The sequence below is a fragment of the Candidatus Limimorpha avicola genome, assembly GCF_056978975.1.
Genome location: NZ_DBMCYK010000019.1, coordinates 1 through 16,341, shown reverse-complemented (window position 1 = coordinate 16,341; position 16,341 = coordinate 1). Strand labels below are relative to the sequence as shown.

At 39.2% G+C, this 16,341-nt stretch carries 10 protein-coding genes; 4 read left to right on the top strand and 6 right to left on the bottom strand.

The window, feature by feature from the left end; genetic code table 11:
* Positions 1–42: 42 nt before the first annotated feature.
* On the bottom strand, positions 43–1,941 hold the full coding sequence (gene speA / locus ACZOVS_RS08505; RefSeq protein WP_483996804.1) for a biosynthetic arginine decarboxylase: 1,899 nt from the start codon (positions 1,939–1,941) through the stop codon (positions 43–45).
* Between the two features lie 160 nt (positions 1,942–2,101).
* On the opposite strand from speA, the gene ACZOVS_RS08500 reads away from it, so the two are divergent.
* The gene (locus ACZOVS_RS08500) at positions 2,102–3,427 is read left to right on the top strand and encodes a DcaP family trimeric outer membrane transporter (protein ID WP_483996803.1); all 1,326 of its coding nucleotides are present in this window, start codon (positions 2,102–2,104) and stop codon (positions 3,425–3,427) included.
* Between the two features lie 171 nt (positions 3,428–3,598).
* Positions 3,599–4,441: a hypothetical protein gene (locus tag ACZOVS_RS08495; RefSeq protein ID WP_483996802.1), complete on the top strand. Its 843-nt coding sequence runs from the start codon at positions 3,599–3,601 to the stop codon at positions 4,439–4,441.
* Here the strand turns inward: ACZOVS_RS08495 and miaA are convergent.
* The 5 genes from miaA to ACZOVS_RS08470 form a co-directional block, all read right to left on the bottom strand.
* Positions 4,434–5,336, bottom strand: coding sequence for a tRNA (adenosine(37)-N6)-dimethylallyltransferase MiaA (gene miaA, locus ACZOVS_RS08490; RefSeq protein ID WP_483996801.1), 903 nt, complete (start codon positions 5,334–5,336; stop codon positions 4,434–4,436). The genes ACZOVS_RS08495 and miaA overlap by 8 nt on opposite strands.
* 1 nt (position 5,337) lies before the next feature.
* Positions 5,338–6,813, bottom strand: a complete 1,476-nt coding sequence (locus tag ACZOVS_RS08485; RefSeq protein ID WP_483996800.1) for a CCA tRNA nucleotidyltransferase — start codon at positions 6,811–6,813, stop codon at positions 5,338–5,340.
* 210 nt (positions 6,814–7,023) lie between these two features.
* The gene (locus ACZOVS_RS08480; protein WP_483996799.1) at positions 7,024–9,570 is read right to left on the bottom strand and encodes an ATP-dependent Clp protease ATP-binding subunit; all 2,547 of its coding nucleotides are present in this window, start codon (positions 9,568–9,570) and stop codon (positions 7,024–7,026) included.
* A 491-nt stretch (positions 9,571–10,061) separates the two neighbouring features.
* Entirely contained in the window at positions 10,062–11,237 is a 1,176-nt protein-coding gene (locus ACZOVS_RS08475; protein WP_483996798.1) for an arginine deiminase, read from the bottom strand.
* 269 nt (positions 11,238–11,506) lie between these two features.
* Positions 11,507–12,058: a prolyl-tRNA synthetase associated domain-containing protein gene (locus ACZOVS_RS08470; protein ID WP_483996797.1), complete on the bottom strand. Its 552-nt coding sequence runs from the start codon at positions 12,056–12,058 to the stop codon at positions 11,507–11,509.
* A 307-nt stretch (positions 12,059–12,365) separates the two neighbouring features.
* Between ACZOVS_RS08470 and ACZOVS_RS08465 the strand changes: the two genes are divergently transcribed.
* Together ACZOVS_RS08465 and ACZOVS_RS08460 are read left to right on the top strand one after the other, a co-directional pair.
* Positions 12,366–15,593, top strand: a complete 3,228-nt coding sequence (locus ACZOVS_RS08465) for an FAD-dependent oxidoreductase (protein ID WP_483996796.1) — start codon at positions 12,366–12,368, stop codon at positions 15,591–15,593.
* Between the two features lie 473 nt (positions 15,594–16,066).
* A partial coding sequence (locus ACZOVS_RS08460; protein ID WP_483996795.1) for a hypothetical protein occupies positions 16,067–16,341 on the top strand: 275 nt, incomplete at its 3' end.

Sequence of the window (16,341 nt, the reverse complement as noted above, 5' to 3'; positions counted from 1 at the left end):
AGAACTGTAAATTATTGTATTCGTTTATGAAAAAAGAAAGTTTTATTCCAAATATGTATATCCGTATAGTCCGGAGCGATAGTTGGAAAGGAACTCCTTACCTTCTTCAACAGTGATTTTTCCTTGTTTCACACATGTGGTAACCCATGATTCCACGGCACGTACAAGTTTTTTTGGGCTATATTGAACATATTCCAGAACTTCTGCCACAGTCTCTCCATCAATGATTTGGTCAATATAGTAGCCTTTTTCATCTACGGATACATGTACTGCATTGGTGTCTCCGAAGAGGTTGTGAAGGTCACCAAGAATTTCTTGATAAGCGCCTACGAGAAATACACCTATATAATAAGGTTCATTTTTGTTTAATGAATGGACCGGCAGATTATGTGTCACGCTACGGCTTGTGACATAATTGGTGACTTTCCCGTCGGAGTCGCAAGTGATGTCTTGCAATGTGGCATTTCTGTCGGGATATTCATTGAGTCGGTGTATGGGAATGATGGGGAAGATTTGGTCTATAGCCCAAGTGTCAGGCAGGGACTGAAATAAGGAGAAATTGCAGAAATATTTGTCTGCCAATAATTTTGGCAAAGTGCTGAAGTCTTCAGGAACTCTTTTTAGTTCCGAAGTCATCTGATTTATATCCATTGCAATAGACCAGAACAGCCTTTCTACCTTGGCACGTGATTTAAGGTCTAAAAGTCCTAAACTGAACAGGTCGAGTGCTTCTTCTCTGATTTGTTGTGCATCGTGCCAGGTCTCAAGCATTGACGATTGTTTGCTGGTAAGATTATCCCAGGCATCATAAAGGTCGTGTATGAGTTCATGGTCTTCGTCGGTGACTTCTTCATCGTCTTCCCATGTAGGAATTGATGCGGTCTCCAACACTTCGAAGATAAGGACGGAGTGGTGGGCTGTCAAGGCACGTCCGGACTCGGTGATGATATTGGGATGATTCAGTTCGTTTTTGTCACAGGCATCGACAATGGAAAATATGGCATCGTTGACGTATTCCTGTATGCTGTAATTGACGCTGCTTGCCGAGTTGGCGGACCTTGTGCCGTCATAATCGACGCCGAGACCACCTCCGACATCTACAAATTCTATGTTGAATCCCATTTTGTGCAGTTGTACATAGAACTGTGCTGCTTCTTTCAGTGCGATTTTTATGTTGCGTATCTTGGTAACCTGGCTGCCAATATGATAATGTACTAATCTGAGACAATCTTTGAGGTTGTTTTTCTCCATGTATTCAAGAGCTTCCAACAGTTCTGACGAGGACAGACCGAATTTGCTGCCATCGCCTCCGGAATCTTCCCATTTACCGCTGCCGGAACTTGCCAACTTGATGCGTATTCCAATGTTGGGAGTGACTTTCAACTGTTTGGCTATCTTGGTGATAAGACGTAACTCATTGAGTTTTTCAACGACAATTATGATTTTACGTCCCATCTTATGGGCGAGCAATGCCAATTCTATAAAACTTTCATCTTTATAACCATTGCATATTATCAGAGACTCGCTGTCGGTATTTGATGCAATGATGGCATGCAACTCCGGTTTTGAACCCGCTTCGAGTCCTATGTTGAATTTCTTGCCGTGACTGACAATTTCTTCTATCACCGGTCGCATCTGATTGACTTTGATGGGAAATACAATAAAGTTGTTGCCTTTGTAGTCGTATTCTTTGGCTGCAGCCTTAAAGCAGGAGTCTATCTGTTCTATGCGGGTGTCTATGATGTCGGGAAATCGTATTAGCATAGGTGCTGAGACATCTCTGAGTTGCAGCTCATCTACGAGTTCTCTCAAATCTACTGATACGCAATCAGGACGAGGTGTGACTACAACATTGCCTTTCTCATTGATAGAGAAATAGTTGATTCCCCAATTGTTGATATTGTAAAGTTCGGCTGAATCTTCAATTCGCCATTTTCTCATACTTTTTCCCATCTCGTTAAATTTCAAGAATTACAACTGCAAAAATAATAAAAATAAATTTAAAACACTGTTTTTATCCATATTATGTTTTATATGTGAAAAGATATCATGCTGTCCTTAAACTTTTCATTTTTACCGTTGTTTTAAACAGAAAAACATTATGAAAGCAAAAAGAATTATCATTTTAGTATTTATGGCATTGTTGATTATGCCGTTTTGTTCCAGGTCGCAAGAGGACCTTATCATTATGAAGAGACATAGGCCTCATTCAAAACATCTGGATATGGCATTCATTACCAATGACGGACAGTCAGATACCACTGTCATTTTGATTTTTGAGGAAAATGCTCCAGAACGTTTCAATGCTCCCAAGACGCCGTCTTTTGCATTGATGAGTAAGCAGAAAAAGTTTATTATGGGTGTTGGTGGCTATGTCAAGGCTACTGCATCGATGGACTTTGATGGTGCAATCAACAACCCTGCTTATTTTATCACTTCAGCCATTCCTGTTCCTGCAGTGCCCGGCAACTCCAAGTTGATGCAGTTCAATGCTAATCAGACCACTTTGTTTTATAACTTAGTGTCGTTATCACCGAAGAAAAACAAGTTCGGGGCATATATCAATATCAATTTCAGCGGACAGAATTTTACTCCGGTGCTTCAGGATGCTTATGTCACTTATGGAGGTTTTCTCATAGGTAGGACCACGAGTTTGTTTACAGATGCTGCTGCAATACCTCCGACTATAGATTCCCAAGGACCCGATGGCATGATATTTTTATATAATAATGTGTTTAACTATCGTCATTCTTTTGGCAGACATTTAAGTGCAGGCATAGGGTTGGAGATGCCTGTGGCTGATTATACCGTCAACTCTGATTATCAGTCGGTTTCTAATCAATATATACCGGATATTCCGGCTTACATTCAGTTTGCATGGGGTAATGGCAACAACAGCCACGTGAGATTGAGCGGAATCTTGCGGAATACCAATTATTATAACAAAGTTGATGATAAAGAAAATATTGTGACTACATTAGGTGGACAACTCAGCGGTCTTACTACTATAGCCAATAAAGTGATATTTTATTATCAGTGCAGTTACGGTAAAGGTCTTTCAACTTATATTCAGGACCTTAACGGACTTGGTCTCGACTTTCTTCCTGTAACAGTTCATGAAGACAATACTGTGAAAAATGAAATTAAAACAGCCGATGCCATGTCATATTATGTTGGATTACAATATAATTTTAATTTACGTACTTTTGTTTCCTGCACTTACAGTCAAGTCGCAGTGTTGCTTCCCGACATGTATGAAGACAGCAACCTTTATAAAGAAGGTTATTATCTGGCAGCCAACTTCTTTTGGTATGCTGCTCCTAATGTACAGCTCGGCGTGGAATATATTTACGGTAAACGTGTAAATCAGGATAAACAGTGGGGTAATGCCAACAGAGCTCAGTTTATGGTACAATATAATTTCTGATAATTGAACATTTTATATGTACTGTTGTTTTATTTTTGATGATAAACACAGACTCTAATACGAATAGCTTCATTTTCTCCTTGAGGTCGGCAAAAAAGTCGACCTCTTTTTTTACTTTGATAATGTGATATGATGTTGAAACGGTATTATTGTTATTTTTGCAGAAAAAACATGATACTCGTTGTTGATTGTGGCTCATCGAAGTCGAGATGGGCTGTCATTGATGAAACAGAAAATGAAAAACGCTGGATAGGAGTCGGGTTTAATCCTAACTACAAGGCTATTGAAGATATAAAACTGGATATAGCTGAAAATATTAAGAATGTCTATTGTAAAGACATAGATACAGTATATTTTTACGGTACCGGATGTTCTACAGAAGATAATAAAAATAAAATCGCTAAGGTATTTAAAGAATTGATGCCTGAAACTGAAATTGTTGTGGAATCGGATATGATGGCGGCATGTCATGCTCTTTTTGGAAGAGAAAAAGGGATGGCGTGTATAATGGGAACAGGCTCCAATGCTTGTATTTATGATGGTAAAGATATTGAATGTCAGGCAGTATCGCTCGGTTATATACTTGGTGACGAGGGGAGTGGATGTTATTTGGGAAAGATATTGTTGCACGATTATTTTTACGAAATAATGCCATGTCATCTGAGAAATGTTTTTCATGAAAGATTCAGTGTCACCCGCGATGATGTCATAAGGAATGTTTATCAGAAACAACAGGCGTCACGTTATTTGGCGTCTTTTGCAGTATTCCTGAGCGAGAACTTTAATGATGATTATGTCATTACATTATGTGAAAACAGTTTTAAGTCTTTTTTTGATTATTATGTATTAAAACTTAATGGCAACCATGAGTATAATCTTGGTTTTGTCGGTTCCGTAGCCTATTGTTTTGAAGATCTGTTAAGAAAAACTGCTTCTTCATATAGTTTTGAGGTTGTCAAGGTGTTGTCTTCACCGGTAGAAGAGTTGAAAAAATACTATAAAGGCATTATTTGACGATATGTTTTATAGATGATATTATATCGTCTGTTTCTTCTATGGCAAACCATTTATATTCATCATTTTTACGAAACCATGTCATTTGGCGTTTGGCGTATTGTCGTGTATTGATTTTAATACGGTCTGTGGCATCTTCTAAAGAGCATTTGCCATCCAAGAAATCAAAAAGTTCTTTGTAACCTACAGTGTTAAGACTGTTTAACTCACGATAAGGATAAACAGATCTGACCTCATCCAAGAGACCGTCATGCATCATGATATCGACCCTTTTGTTGATTCTTTCTATCAAAGCATCTCTATCCCATAACAGGGCATATCTCAGTATTTTGAAGTCACGTTTTTTTTTCTGTTTTTTTCTGAAAGAAGAGTAGGGAATACCTGTTTGAAAATAAACTTCTAAGGCACGTTGCAGGCGTCTCGGATTATTCTTGTCAACTATGGAATAATATTCAGGGTCATATTGACTTACCAATTCTTGGAGGCAAGTTATTCCATGGTCTTGTAACAAATCGGATATTTTTTTTCTTGTCTCGTCGTTTATATCGGGAATGTCGTCCAGGCCATCGCATACGGCATCTATGAACATTCCGGAACCTCCTGTCAGGACTATGGCATTGTGCTTCTTGAAGAGCTGGTTCGTCAAAGAGATGACGTCATGTTCATAGTCGGACACATCGTATTTGTCGAATATGCTTAAATGGTGTACAAGATGATGTTTTACTGTTGACAGTTCCAATGCAGTAGGTGCCGCTGTGCCGATAGAAAGTTCTTTGTAAAACTGTCTGCTGTCAGCAGAAATTATCTCTGTGTTGAGAGCGAGAGCAATTTTGATGGCTGTCATTGTCTTTCCGGATGCTGTAGGACCTGCCAATACTATAAGGTATTTGTCCATATTATATTTTTTTAGGTACCGGACCGTTGGATTTTATATCAATATGTTCAGTAAGTTCATTAACGACAGTGAGTCCGAGTTTCAAGCCTTCAGCTTTCATAAAAGCATACGCTTCCTCGAAATTGTTTTTTATGACACCGTCGAGTATAGCATCTCTGATGGCATTTTTGATTTTTCCCACATTGATACACTGTCCTATGTTGAAAGTTTCCATTATCATCTCACCGTTGACAGGAGGTTGCCAGTTTCTCAGATGGTCTTTTTCTTCAATCTCTTTAAGTTTCTGTCTTACCAACAGGAAGTTGTTATGATATTTGTTTTTCTTCTCTTCGTTTTTCGATGTTATATCGGCATTGCAAAGAATCATAAGGTCGTCAATATCATCTCCGGCGTCGAAAAGAAGACGTCTGACGGCAGAGTCTGTCACAATATCCTGAGCCAACACTATAGGTCTTAAATGAAGCATTACGAGTTTTTGTACATAACGCATTTTCTCGTTCATGGGCAGATGAAAGTCGGCGAATATCTTGGGTACCATTTTGGCGCCTTTTACTTCATGCCCATGGAAACTCCAACCAGTCTCTTTGTCGTAACGTTTTGTTTGTGGTTTGGCGATGTCGTGAAGCAGAGCAGTCCATCTTAACCAAAGATTATCACTGTTTTGAGCTACATTGTCAAGGACTTCCAAAGTATGGTAAAAGTTGTCTTTATGACCTCTTCCATCTTGAATGTCGATACCTTTAAGATTATAAAGTTGAGGAAAAATGATGCTGAGGAGACCACTTTTATCCAATAATCTGAATCCAATGCTTGGCATTTTGCTCATCAGAATCTTGTTGAGTTCTTCAGTAATACGTTCTTTGGATATGATTTTTATTCTGCCGGCATTACGGCGTATGGCCTCAAAAGAGGCATCTTCTATTTTAAAATGCAATTGTGTCGCAAAACGTATTGCCCTCAACATTCTGAGGGGGTCGTCTGAGTAGGTTATATCAGCATCTAAAGGAGTACGTATAATCCTGTCATGCAGGTCTTGTAATCCGTTGAAAGGGTCTAACAGTTCTCCATAGGAGTCTTCATTAAGGCTGATAGACAATGCGTTGATGGTGAAGTCCCGTCTGTTGAGGTCATCTTCCAAAGTGCCGTTTTCCACTGTCGGTTTACGGCTTGAAGGGTCGTACGACTCTTTTCTTGCTCCAACAAATTCCAAAATGACATTGTTGACACGGATCATGGCAGTGCCGAAACGTCCGTAATATTTCACTTCACGTTTTTCTTTCAGAAGTGCAGCCACTTTTTTAGCCAACTCTATCCCGCTCCCAATGGTTACAATGTCGATGTCGTCGGATTTTCTTTGTAAAAAAATATCTCTTACGTAACCACCGATGACGTATGTCTTGTAACCCAACTCATGGCTTGCTTTACATATAAGCCTGAAAATCTTACTGTTAATATATTCTGACAAGTCATTCATCATGCAGGCAAAATTAGTGTTTTTTTAGAATAAATATAAGAAGGTTTAAAAAATTGATAAGACTTGATAAGAAATGAATAATGATGATGTGTCATGTAATGAAGTAATTCTGATGGTATAATGGTTGGTTTTGTTATGTACTGAAATATCATATATCGACGAGGCACATCAAACTTTTTTTGATGTGCCTCGTATAAAATCAAGATAACTCAATTATTCATGAAGTTTTTTCACTTCTTCGCTTAATATTTCAACTTTGATTTCCTGTTCATCATTGTTATAATCAATGATGATTTTGTCACCCGGCATGACTCTTGTTTTGATTATTTCTTCGGCAATTACATCTTCCACATATTTCTGTATTGCACGTTTCAAAGGTCTGGCACCGAATTGTTCGTCCCAACCTTTCTCGGCAATAAAGTCATGTGCAGCAGGTGTTATTTCAAGGCGGTATCCCATTTCCTCCACACGAGCGAAAACTTTTTTAAGTTCTATGTCAATAATCTTGTCAATATCGTTTTTGCTCAAAGACTGGAATATCACTACATCGTCGATACGGTTGAGGAATTCCGGAGCAAAAGACCTTTTAAGAGCATTTTCTATAACGGATTGATTATAGGCATCTTTAGCATCTTTTTTTGCCTGTGTGCCGAAACCGACGCCTTGTCCGAAGTCTTTAAGTTGACGAGAGCCTATGTTGGATGTCATTATTATAATAGTGTTTTTGAAGTCCACTTTGCGCCCCAAGCTGTCTGTCAGTTGACCGTCGTCAAGCACTTGGAGCAGCAGATGGAACACGTCGGGATGGGCCTTTTCGATTTCGTCGAACAATACTATTGAATATGGTTTACGGCGCACTTTTTCTGTCAATTGTCCGCCTTCTTCATAGCCAACATATCCAGGAGGAGCTCCTACGAGACGCGACACGGCAAATTTCTCCATATATTCACTCATGTCAATACGTATCAAGGCATCTTCGCTGTCGAACATGTATTTGGCAAGGACTTTGGCAAGATATGTTTTTCCCACACCGGTAGGTCCGAGGAAAATGAAACTGCCTATTGGTTTATTAGGGTCTTTCAGACCTGCTCTGTTGCGTCGTATCGCCTTGACAATTTTTTTGACCGCCTCATCCTGACCTATCACGGAGCCTTGAAGCTCTTTCTCCATATTTACAAGTCTTTCTCCTTCGTTCTGAGCTATTCGTTGTACCGGAACGCCTGTCATCATGGCTACGACTTCAGCGACATTTTGTTCGGTGACGACTTCTCTGTGAATCATGGATTCTTCTTCCCAGCGTTTTTTTGCATCTTCAAGTTTGTCCAGATATCGTCTTTCATCGTCGCGATGTTGTCCTGCCTCTTCAAATTTCTGTTCCATGATGGCTTTCCTTTTAAGCTCGCGGATATTTTCTATTTTATGTTCCAGTTCGATGATATCAAGAGGGACATGAATATTGCTGATATGTACTCTCGAGCCTGCCTCATCCAAGGCATCTATGGCTTTATCCGGAAGATAACGGTCCGACATATAGCGGTTTGTGAGCTTCACACAAGCCTCTATGGCTTCCGGTGTATATCTCACAAGATGATGGTCTTCGTATTTGCTCTTTATGTTGTTGAGAATCTCAATGGTTTCTTCTGTCGTGGTGGGGTCCACCATGATTTTCTGGAAACGGCGTTCAAGAGCACCGTCTTTTTCTATATATTGACGATATTCGTCGAGTGTGGTGGAACCTATACATTGCAACTCGCCTCTGGCAAGAGCAGGTTTGAACATGTTGCTTGCATCGAGCGACCCGTTGGCATTGCCGGCACCAACAATGGTGTGAATCTCGTCAATGAAAAGTATAATGTCGGGATTTTTTTCCAACTCGTTGAGAATAGCCTTGATACGTTCTTCAAATTGACCTCTGTATTTTGTACCTGCCACCACAGAGGCAAGGTCTAACATTACTATACGTTTGTTGAACAATGCACGTGATACTTTATGCTGTACTATGCGCAATGCCAGTCCTTCGGCTATGGCAGACTTTCCTACTCCCGGTTCGCCTATTAATATAGGATTGTTTTTTTTGCGTCTGCTAAGAATTTGAGCTATACGTTCAAGTTCTTTTTCTCTTCCTACAATAGGGTCAAGACGATTTTCTTCTGCAGCGCGTGTCAAGTCCCTGCCGAAGTTATCAAGAACGGGTGTCTTGGACTTGATATTGCTCTTGCGTTGTGGTGTCTCAGGGACTTTGAAGATGTCTTCATCTTCTCCTTCATCTTCATCAAGAAAGTCATCTGTTATGTCTTTGTCGGTCTCTTCTTGTGTGGGAAGGTTGGAGTTGAAAGATTTTACCATCTTTTTGTATGTCTCGTAGTTTATTCCTTCATATTCAAGACGTTGCGAGATAATGTTGCTGTCATCATGCAAGATGGCAAGCATGAGGTGTTCAGACGTTACTTGTTCGCTGTTAAACTCTTTAGCTACCAGATAGGTGAATTTTAATGCACGTTCTGTCTGTTTGGTGAGTGGTACATTATTGTTACGCTCGGCAATGACATTATTGCTTTTGATGGAAGCTATAAGTTTTTGTTTGAATGCTTCCACGTCGAGATTTAAATTGCGCAAAATCTGAACGGCATTACTGTCGTTGTCATTGATAATTCCTAAAAAAAGATGTTCCAATCCTATATAAGAATTGCCAAGGTTAACAGCAACTTCATGACTATAAAGCATTATCTCGCGTACTCTCGGTGAGAATTTAGAATCCATATATGTCTTTTTTCTTTTTTCAAACAATTAAAATGGAAAAATGTCGTAAGAAGACTATTTTTCTGCAAAAATACTAACAAAAATCAATCCAAAGGGGAAATAGTTCCAATAAAACTTGTATCGTGAGCTCTTTTGTCATTGAAAATGCTGATTAATAATCACTTTTTTATGTTTATTTAGGAATTTATCATAATGTCATAAATATGACAAAATTTAGTTTTCTTTATGGTATGACTGACAATGTTTCATGAAAGTTTTCGTTTCTGTCTTTAAATTCAAATATATAAATAATAAAATAAGTAATTTTGTATGTGTGTGGTGTTAAATAAAATTTAATTAGGGCATGTTAATTTTAATTGTTAAATAATTATTTTTTTTATTATGTAATATGAAAATAGTATTCCATTTTGTCATATTGATGTTTTTTATAAAAAGCGGTATGTCAAATTGAAAAATTCGGCATACCACTTAAAAATATTATTTAAGAATCATCACTGTACTTGTTCGCGAAGCAAAGGCATTGTCATACATCTTGCACCGCCTCCTCCTCTTGCCAACTCGTTACCTTTGAAAGCCACAACACAGCGTTGGTAGTCATCGACATTGACTTTGCCGGAAGCCACATCGGCTGCTTTGATTATTTCAAAACCATTATTGACGAGTGCGTCTAAAGTATTATAGTTACGTTCATATCCGAGCACTTTGCCGGGAGCGAAAGCGAAGAAGTTGGCTCCACTGTGCCATTGTTCTCTTTTAGAAGGATAGTCTTTGTCGTTTCCGCAGAAGATGGGGTTTAAATCCATGCCGAGTTTGGCAAGGGCGGAAAGCAAGTTTTCTTCTTCTGTCATAATCGGTTTATTGCGACCATCGACCTCTACGTGGAAAGTCTTGAAGTTGGGGTTCATAATGACAGGTTTATATACCATGCAACGGTCGATGTCAAGCATGGTAAACACCATGTCGAGATGTATGAAAGAATCCGGTTCAAGGGGCAGTTCTTGCAATATGAGGTGTTTTTTGCCGCCTTTGCTTCTAAGATGTTCCACCAAGGCATCGGCACCTTCGCGTGATGTCCTTGCACCGCAACCGCACAAAATGATGTCATCTCTTGCTATAAGTACATCGCCTCCTTCAATAGACCCTATGCCGTCCATGCTGTAATATTCAACAGGATGGACTACTTCGGTGTCAATAATGGTTGAGTGTCTGAATATTGCATCTAATAATAATGTCTCTCTGTCACGTACTGTCGTTGCCATTTTGCTTATTATGACATTGTCCCATATTGTTATGGAGGCATCTCTCATAAAAAACAAATTTGGCAGCGGAGCCATCACAAAACGTTCTGAAAGACTTGGTACGTCAAGACCTTCGATAAAAGTTCTTGCCAATTCTTCAGCAGAGAAATCACCGAGATAATCTATGAGGTAAGTGATATCCTCTCTTTTGCAAATCTTTTCGAGAAGTTCAGCCCTTACGGAATCCTGTTTCAATACATCTATAAGCAAATCTTTGAAATACAATACATTGGAAACTCTTTTCAAGGTGCCTTCAAAGTTCTTGTAGTCTTCTTTTGCTTCGTGTAGGTTTAAAATGTCACTGAAAAGGTATTTGTGGGCATTTTCCGGTATCATGTTTTCTATCTCGCAACCGGGAGCGTGCAACATGACGTAGTTTAATTTTCCGATTTCTGAGTTTATACAAGGTTTAATTCGTCGGGAATAATCCATAAATTAGGTATTCGTAAAACAATAGAAACAATACAAAAAATTGTATCATCTCGTTAGCGGTGCAAAATTAGGAAATTTTAACGTATTAAAATGATTTTTTTAATCTTTTTTTTCAAAACGGAATTTTTATCAACGACTGTTTGAAGTGTATCTCCGTAACTGACAAGGTAATGAAATATTTATTCATAAAGAGGAGATACGATTTTTCAGTCGTATAATTCTATGAACTCGTAAGTGTTGCCCATGGCATCGAGGAACTTTAAAAAATTTTCTTTTTTTATTACGCAGGTGGCGGTATTGTCATTGGGGTGGAAACTGAGACGCTCTGCATTCAACAGATTCTTGTCAATGAAAAGATGGACATGATGTTCTTTGTCGTTGATAAGACCGAAAGGTGAAACGCTGCCTGGTTTCAGACCCAAATATTTCTCCATACGTTGCTCTGAAGCGAAACTGAGTTTCCCTTGTCTTAATCTGTGTTCCAAATCGTGTATGGCAAGTTGTTGCATGCAATCGAAAATAACAAGATAATGCCTGTTGCCTTTGTGGTTTCTGAAAAACAGATTTTTGCAATGTGTGGAGTCGAATTCTTTCCAATATTCAAGGGCTTCTTCAATGGTGAAAATAGGTGGATGGAAATGAATGTCAAATGGTATTCCTAATTCATTTAATTTGTTGACGACTTTCTCCTGTCTTTCACTCAAAGGATGTACTATCTCCTGCATGGCATTATTATTTTGAACCGCAAAGATAAACATTTTGCCGATTTTTACTACTTTTTTTATTTGTTATAAGTGTCATTTGTAAAATGAAGTTTTGTTTTTTATGAAAGATGATTTGTAAGCGTCATTGTGAAAGAAACAAATTCGGCATATCGAAATAATGTTGTATTTTAATGCTTTGAATCATTTTTTGTGTTCAATGACAGAGTCGTATCTTTAGGGTTGGTTTAATGAAAATATAAAAATTGTATCTTTTTTTGTTTTTTTTAAAAAATACTTAAATTTGCGATACTTTAATTCAGAAAATCATAATGACTGATTTTAAATCATTAACACTAAAAACATGAAAAGAATTGTTGAACATCCAATCTTGGATATCCCCGAAGCGGAGGAGATAATTTTTAAATTTAATGGCCAAGATGTTGTTGGTTATAAAGGATATACCATTGCGGCTGCTTTGCATCAGGCGGGTTTTCCGGTTCACAGTCACAGCCTTGACGGCAGAGAACGCAGTCTCGAATGCGGCATAGGGAAATGTGGAGCCTGTGAGATGCTCGTAGATGGCAAAATAAGACGTATTTGTATCACCAAAGTCGATAATGCTAAGGAAGTTAGAGAGATACCTCATGGTTATCTGCCTGTTGGGGAATCGGTCTTTAATCATGATGGACTGAAGATATACAAGACACAGGTTGCCATCATTGGAGCCGGTCCCGCCGGTCTTGCCTGCCGTGAACAACTCGACAAGTTGGGTGTACCAAATATCGTTATTGACAATAACGACCGTGTAGGAGGACAGTTCAACATGCAGACACATCAGTTTTTCTTCTTTGAAAAAGAGAAACTTTATGGTGGCATGAGAGGATTCGACATTGCCAAGACTCTTGCCGGCGACGACCATTCAGGCATTTTTCTGAATTCTACCGTTTGGGATATTCTCGAAGGCAATCGCATCGCTGTGAAAGATATAGTGAAAGATGAGATTTATTATGTTGATGCCACATATCTTGTGGTGGCTACAGGTGCTGTTCCTTTTATGCCGGCATTCGAGAATGATGACGTTCCCGGCGTTTACACCGCTGCCGTGCTCCAGAAGATGATGAATGTGGAACATACGCTGCTCGGAAAAAGAATACTCTCTATAGGAGCCGGTAACATCGGATATCTCACCTCGTATCAGGCTACTCAGGCTGGCGCTAAAGTGGTGGCTATCATTGAGGCAATGGACCATGAGGGCGGATTCCCGGTCCAGGCTAACAGAGTACGCCGTCTCGGCATTCCCATCATGACGTCTTATACACTTGTGAAAGCTATACCTAATAAGGATAAAACAGCTGTCACTGGCGCTGTGATAGCAAAATGTGAGAACTTTAAACCTATTCCGGGTACAGAACAACTTATCGAAGGTATAGATGTCATCAATATCTGTACAGGTCTGATGCCTGACGACCAGATACTCAAAAAAGGCAAAGTGGTATTCGGATTGAATTGTTATGGCGTCGGCGATGCCATTAGAGTAGGCGAGGGTACTTGTGCCGTATTGCGTGGCAAACAGGCTGCCTTCGAAATTGCCATGCAGATGGGTAAAAGAGTCAATTATGATGAATATCTTTCATTGTCAAGAGATTATATTGACTCTCAACAACATCCGGTGAGGGTGCTCGACAAACCTGCCAAGCCTTCAAAAGATCGTATGAATGAAAAAGGATTCGTAATAGCCGACTGTTTGTATGGTTTTGCATGTAACCCTTGTTCTTTCTCATGTCCGCAAAAGGCCATCTCCAAACCTACTACTTCTTCGGTTCCTGTCATAGATTATGACTTGTGCATTGGCTGCATGAAATGTGTGTCTAATTGTCCGGGTTTGGCAATTTTCGGATATAATGTCAATAAAAGAATTGTTTTCCTGCCTCTTGAATATAAAGCAGAAGAGAATACAGAGGTGTTCCTCGTCGATGACAATGGCAGAAAGGTTGGTGAAGGCTTGATAGAAAAAATAATGGTCAATCCGAACAAGACTAATGTGGCAAGGATTAAGGTCGTCTCGGACTGCGATATCACTGATGTTACTGGTTTTATTGTCAAAGAGAGTTATCCTGACAATTTGCATATTGTCCGGGTGTCTGATTTGGATAAGGATGAAACATATATCTGCCATTGTGATGATGTCAAGTTGGAGACAATACTTGAGGCTGTCAAAGGCAAGAAAATGATATCGGTCGATGAGTTGAAACATATCACGAGGATAGGAATGGGACCATGTCGTGGTAAACGTTGCATACCGAGAGTACGTCAGTTTCTCAGGAGGCATGGTGTAGAAGTAGTAGGCGATGCCACTCCGCGCGGACCTCTTTCCAATCAAATTAATATTAGTGAACTTTATCCCCGTGAGAAACAACCGTCGTTCATCACAGATGTGCATGGCAAGGCTACACGTAAAGAATATTGCGATGTGTTTGTTGCCGGTGGCGGCATTACAGGTAGCGGATTGTTCAGATATTTCGCCGAGAATGGCAAGAAAGTAGTGCTTGCCAATGCTGAAAGAGGATCGTCATGGCGTAATATAGGCGGAGGTCGTCCTGCTTTCTCGGTACCGGAAATATCTGATATAGCAAACCATAACCTCGAGATATTCAAACAACTGCAGAAAGAAACCAATATTAACTTTAAACCTACACGTTATATCGGTTTTGCTCATGATCAAAGTACTTATGATGCACTGAATGCCTCTTTGGCATGGTCTGACGGTTACATGATTGATAGAAAAGACTTCCGTAAGGAAATATCACCATATTTCAATGAGAGTTGCGATACTTATCAGGCTGCTCTCGTCACCAACAATTGTTGGCAGGCAACCCCCGGGTTGGTAATCAATTATATACGTGGTATAGCTACACAACATGGAGGTGTTTTGCTTGAAGATTGTACACTTTTGGAGGTGCAACGTACTGACAAAGGCTTCATGGCTCTTGTCATGACGCATGATAAAGAATATGTGGAATATCATTGTGAGCATTTTGTCAATGCCTTGGGAGCCAATGCAAGTAAATTTGCTTCTCAACTTGGAATGGAGATAGGTCTGTATCCTGTCAAGCATCAGGCGTTTATCACGCGCAGACTGCCTATGCTCGGCAAAAACGGCGACTCTTTGGATATGCTAATCGACAGACGTTGTTACAAAGGTTTTTCTGCTGTTTACGGACAGCAGTTTGCAGAGACGGGGCAAATCATAGGTTGTGCTTCTCCTGCTGTTGATGCCATGGAAGCAGGCAAGAATCTGAAATATAATACTAAGAGTTTTCTTGAAATTTGTTCTGAAATGTTCTGTGAATGGATACCACAACTGCGCTCTGTCGGATTTCAGGCATTCTGGTGCGGCTATTATACCGAACCGCGTTATATTGTTGACCCTGATCATGGCTTGTTGGTGGGTATGCGCGGACATGGCTTCATGCTTGGTCAGTATCTCGCTAAAATTTATGTCGATAAATATCTCGGTAAAACTGTACCTGATTATATGCCGCGATTGTCATTGTCCGGTGATGGATTGAACGAAAACGCTTTTAAATGATATTTTATTATGCTTTTTTGAAAATCCCGAGACGTTGAGAATCGGGATTTTTTGTTTTTATTGAGTTTTGATTCATTGGTGTCCGCTAAAATTGGTGGTGTTTCAATAATTGGGACAATTTGTGTCAATAGAATACATTTGAGATAAAAAACATAAAGCCGAAGGATTTAATTGTTGAATTTCATAGAGTGGTAATTTTGGAACAAGATTCTGAAATCTGAGGTTAAAACAGTCGTGAAATAACCCTATGAAACGTTGTCAGACATCAAAAAAGTCTGTACAAGAGATTTTGTATCTAATTTAATATCAGGGATATACATTTTTTTGTCCTTAAAAAAGTCTGTATATAGGCCGCAAGGTTGATATTTCTGAGTTTTTTTTTATATTTTTGAAATTATTTTTATTATAAGAATAATGACAGTACGTTTCATGAATAAAAATATACAAATTAAAGAAATCTAAAAATCAATGTTATGAAAAAATTTTATACAACTAAGAAAGTGATAATGCTATTGATAATGGCAATGACAGCAACTTCGGGATTGCAGGCACAGACAATGAAAGTAAAAAAGATTGTCAGTGAAGCAAAAGAAGAAAAGAAAGAAGTTTATGAAGATGTAAATCTGCAGAGAGACAGGAATCCCGTTACGGATTTGGAGTTGGAGAGGAAGGAGAACAATGCTGTATTGTTGACATGGAACTATCCCGAGGGATTTATTCCCAAGGAGAGGGCAACATTGTCGTGGAG